The organism is Halomonas sp. BC04, assembly GCF_000568385.1.
This window is the reverse complement of record NZ_AZQX01000396.1, coordinates 1-5222: the sequence shown is the minus strand read 5'-3', so window position 1 is coordinate 5222 and position 5222 is coordinate 1. Positions and strand designations below refer to the sequence as shown.

Annotated in this window: 3 protein-coding genes; all 3 read left to right on the top strand. The window is 57.0% G+C overall.

Going from position 1 to position 5222, the window contains the following annotated elements:
- On the top strand, nt 1–823 hold an 823-nt coding region (locus Q427_RS26415; protein WP_051496743.1), incomplete at its 5' end, for a hypothetical protein.
- A gap of 248 nt (nt 824–1071) precedes the next feature.
- On the top strand, nt 1072–3501 hold the full coding sequence (pgaA, locus tag Q427_RS26410) for a poly-beta-1,6 N-acetyl-D-glucosamine export porin PgaA (protein WP_043518450.1): 2430 nt from the start codon (nt 1072–1074) through the stop codon (nt 3499–3501).
- The coding region (pgaB, locus tag Q427_RS26405) for a poly-beta-1,6-N-acetyl-D-glucosamine N-deacetylase PgaB (protein WP_231613935.1) at nt 3498–5222 on the top strand (1725 nt) is incomplete at its 3' end. The genes pgaA and pgaB, both read left to right, overlap by 4 nt.

The following is a 5222-nucleotide window of genomic DNA, read 5'->3' as shown; positions in this document are numbered from 1 at the left end:
GGCAGCCAACAACGATTCCGACGTCAACCAGACCGGCTATTACAACAACGCCGACGTCTTCCAGACCGGCAACAATCACGAGTCCAACATTACCCAGGACGGTATCGGTAATGACAGCGATGTCGCCCAGTACGGTTACTCCCAGTCCTCCGATATCGACCAGGACGGCTGGGGCAATGAGGGGGTTGTCGTCCAGCATGGCTGGGGCAACGATTCCTCCATCGACCAGACCGGTTATTTCAACGATGCTGACACCTACCAGAAAGGGACAGGCAACGAAGTGACCCACCTGCAGGCCGGCTGGGGCAACAGCTCCGAAAGCGTCCAGAAAGGATGGGGAAACACCGCCAGCATTGACCAGGACGGCAAAAACCTGAGCTCCGACGTCTACCAGACGGGGCGCCGGAATGATGCCGACGTCACCCAGACCGGCGTCAGCAACTCTTCCACCATCGTGCAGGAAGGCAAGTTCTGGGGCCAAAACTCCGCCACCGTCAACCAGAGCGGCTTCAAGAACGACTCCGATATCTCCCAGTATGGCGACTTCAATACCGCCAGCACCACCCAGAGCGGCGTGAATAACGATGCCGTCGTCGTTCAGAAAGGCTGGAACAACGACTCCACTATCAACCAGTCTGGCTACAACGACCTGGCCGATGTTTATCAGAACGGTAAGAACCATACTTCTACCGTGACCCAGTCCGGCGCTGGCTGGGGTGCCTTTGCCCAGAACACGGCTACCGTGGTTCAGACTGGCCAAAACAACATGTCCAACGTCGCACAGAATGGTGGTGGCAACACGGCTACTGTCACTCAGCAATAAGCCTTTTCTGCAAAAGAAAGACCTGAAAGAAAACCCCGCTTTGCGGGGTTTTCTTTTTACTTTCTTGAGAACTTCTCAAACCAGTAGAACCTCATGTAATGCCCATTGAGTATGACATACTTTTTATTGATTATTTTCCCCTCCGCTACTGCATTTTTCCTTGTTCATTCTGGCCTTCACTTCTATACACTATGTAGATACTTTTATTTACAATCAGTTCGTCACTATATCACTGCAGGAAGATGCTAATGTACCGTCGACTTGGTCCGCTATGGCCTGCTTGTCTGCTTATCTGCCTGATGGCGGGTGCGGCACATGGACAGCAGGGCACTACCGATGTGCAACGCGAACACTGGGTCGTTCAAGCACGCCAAGGGGCACTTGAGACCGCGATCGAGGGTCTGCAGAGGCTCTATCAGCAGACTCGCGACGATCGAGTGCGAGAGGACCTTCTCGCCCTGCTGGTTCGCGCAGAGCGTCATGAGGATGCCCTGGCCGTTTGCCCACGCTGTCCGACGGATGTGTACAGTGATACCGAGTTGATGCACCTGGGCAGTGCGGCGCGTAATGCGGGGGAGTACGAGCAGGCACTCGCTCATTACCGTGAATTGACACGGCGCGACCCATCAAATGCCGATGGCTGGCTCGGCCAGGCCCTGGTGCTGACCGACATGGGCAACTACACCCTGGCGGACATCACGCTGCAACAGCATGACCAGGTGGCCGGTACCACCGACGCAGGCCTTGAAGCCAGGGGCTACCTCGCCGCCCGAACCGACGATGCCATGCAGGAACTTCAGGTACGCCAGGTCCTGGTTGAACAGAATCCCGACAATGTCGGGGAGCTTCACGCACTCTATCGACTTGCCGTGAGCCTGGGGGCCAGTCCCGCTGCACGCCGCATCATGCAAGCCAACCCGGATGTCTTCACCGAAACGGATCGCCTCTGGCTTGCCTACTATGAAGCCGTTACCGATATACGCCTTGGGGTCCAGACAGACCAACCAGGAAGAGTCCGTAGCGGACTGGAGCAGTTGAATGCAGTACTGCAATCGCCGGAGGCTTCCCAGGAGCTGATCACCATCGCCGAGTACGACAAGGTCGTGGCACTCGCCAGGCTGAGACGTTTCTCCGAAGCTGAAGCACTGGCCACGAGACTCGAACGCCAGCATGGCCAGTTGCCCGGCTACGTCATTCAAGCCAGAGCCCATGCATTGAGCGGCCTTGGTCGCCCCAGTGAAGCCACCGCCCTCTATGAGAGCCTGCTGAAAAAGGCCCCCGAGCGCGGATCCGACCCCGACGATCCCCTCTATGAAGCACTGTTCTACAGCTATGCCGACGCCAGGCGCTACCGTGAGGCCGACGACCTGCTGACCGAGTGGCTGGCCGATGAACCGGAACATCGCTGGGATTTTACCGGAACCACACAGGTAGAGAATCCCAACTATCAGAAAATTCTGATGCTCAGGGTGAGTCTCGATGCCTGGCGTGGACGCGCTGGAGAAGCCAGCGAACGACTGGCCGACTATCAGAGTCAGGCGCCTGGCGCTCCCTATCTCTGGATGCTGAAGGGAGACCTGGAACGCGGCAGGGGCTGGCCAAGGCAAGCGGAGGATTCCTACGAGCAGGCCAAGCAGTTGCTGGCACCTGAATACCGGGATACCGCCCATCATGGTGTGTTGCTATCTCGGTTGCAGCGAGGACAGTGGCGAGGCACGACAGGGGAAATCGCCACGGAACTCGACGAGGCAGCCCCCAGCACATCACGCGACAACCTGGCGCGGGAATGGCACGAGCAGCGAGCTGCTCAACTGAGCAGCTCACTCACTCACAGCGATGGAGGTGCCAGCGGATCCCAGGCCTCCCGCGAATGGCATTACGAGGTTCTTCTGGAAGGCCCTCGCAACGATAGCGGCTCACGCCCCTTCGTGCAGCGCATCGGCCAATATGGCCAATTCGACGGTGACAACCTCTACGCGGCCTATACCCTTGCCGGCTACGAATGGAACCTGTACCCCGCCACCTTGACGTTATCCGCCGGGCAAGGAGCACAGCTCAACGACGACTTCCTCGCCATGGCGGAATTGCACTACGACGCATCGGACCACCTGTCGGCAACACTCGGCGTCGAACTCAATACCACCAGCACACCCCTGCGGGCGCTGCGCGATGGCATCAACGCCGATCGCTATCGTGGGGAGCTCGCCTATCGCCATGACGAGAGAGGATCAGGCGCCCTGGGTTTCATGGCAACCGACTTCGACGATGGCAACCTTCGCCGGTCGCTTTACGGCTACTGGAATCAGACCCTCTATCACCTGGATCGCTGGAAGGTCGACGGGGGAATAAGTGCCTTCGGTTCACGCAACGATGCGGTCGGCGCCAGCTATTTCAATCCACGCCGGGACACTAGCCTGGACGGCGTCCTGTCGCTCCATCATTCGCTTCCACTTGGCTACCGGCAGTCTTTCGTCCAGACAGTTTCCCTGGGCGCAGGCCGCTATTGGCAGCAGGACTACAACAGCGAAAACACCTGGTCACTGGGTTACCGACATCGCTGGGACCTGGCACCGGCGTTGAGCATCGAGTATGGCATTGCCAGAGAACGGGCCATCTATGACGGCATTCCGGAGTACGACAACATTTTCTCAGTCGGCCTGGTATGGAGGTTCTTGTGACACATCGGCGCATCACGATCTTGGGCATTGCCCTGCTAGTCATCCTCGGTCTTCAACAGGCTCATGCGGCACGCTCAACGGATGACTACGTCGTCATCAGCTACCACGACGTGGTGGATACCAACGTCACACCCGATCAGACCCTTTACCCGCAGACCATTACACGCACGCGATTGATAGAGCATTTCAATCTTATCGCCGAGGGTGGTTATCAGCCCGTCAGCCTGCAGCAGATCATCGATGCCAGGGCGGGTCGACAGCCGCTGCCGGACAAGGCCGTGCTGCTCACGTTCGATGACGGTTATCGTAGCTTCTACGATATTGTCTTTCCCCTGCTCAAACTGTACGACTTTCCTGCTATTCAAGCGGTGGTGGGCAGCTGGATGGATGTCCCTGCCGGTGGACAGGTTTCCTATGGCGACATCTACCTGCCCCGCGAACGCTTGCTCACGTGGCAGCAAGTCAAGACGCTGCATGAGTCGCCTCTCGTGGAGATCGCCTCCCATACCTATGACCTTCACCATGGAGTCATCGGCAATCCCATGGGCAACCAGCAGGCTGCCGCCGTCACCAGCATATGGGACCCTAGAACCGGCTATGAAAGTGAAGTGCAATATGTCGAACGCATTCGGCAGGATATGGCACGGACGGTGGAGCAGTTTGAAGGGCGCCTTGGCCAAGGCCCCAGAGCCATGATCTGGCCCTATGGCGCCTATAGTGAAGCGATCCTTGATATTGCAGCCGAGTATGGCATGACCTATACCTTCGGCCTGCTGGGCGCTCCTAACCAGCTTCACGATGAGATGCAGGTAATCAATCGCTATCTGATCGATCAGGAAACCAGTCTGCAGACCTTGGACGAATTCCTTTCCAACCGCGTATGGGAGCGCGAAGACCTCCGTATCGTTCATGTCGACCTGGATTATGTCTACGATCCCGATCCGCAGCAGCAGGAGAGAAATCTGGACAAGCTGGTCGAGCGCATTGCGGGTTATGGCGTCAACACCGTTTATCTGCAGGCCTATGCCGACCCGAATGGGAATGGCGTTGCCGAGGAGCTCTACTTCCCCAATCGTCACCTCCCCGTCAGGGCCGACCTCTTCAACCGGGTAGCATGGCAGCTAAAGACACGTGCCAGTGTCAAGGTCTATGCATGGATGCCGGTGCTTGCCTTTGACCTCGGTGCCGGTCACCGCTACGTCACCGATGTGAGAACGGGGATTGAGTCGCCGGAACATTACCGTCGACTCTCGCCCTATGTGGAAGAAAACCGGAGGATCATTCGCGAGATCTACGAAGACCTCGGAAGACTGACCAAATTCGACGGTCTGCTTTTTCATGATGACGCCTTCCTGACGGACTTTGAAGATGCAAATCCCGAAGCATTGAGACAGTATGGCTCGGCCTCCCTGCCGGAGGATATCGATGCCATACGTGCCAATGATGGGCTGATGGCATCATGGGCCAGGTACAAGACAGAATTTCTCACGGATTTCACCCAGGAACTCAAGCAATCGGCCAACTATTACCGTCAGGCAGATTACAGGGTGTTAGCCACATCACGTAATCTATATGCCATTACTGTGATGGATCCACGCAGTCGACTATGGTTCTCCCAGAATATCGAAAATTTTGCTTCTGCCTACGATTATGTCGCTGTCATGGCCATGCCTTATATGGAGGAAGCGAATAATCCGACTACGTGGTTAACGGAACTCGCA

Coding starts and splice junctions, on each gene's coding strand:
- pgaA (WP_043518450.1), top strand. CDS start 1,072: ATGTACCGTCGACTTGGTCCGCTATGGCCTGCTTGTCTGCTTATCTGC.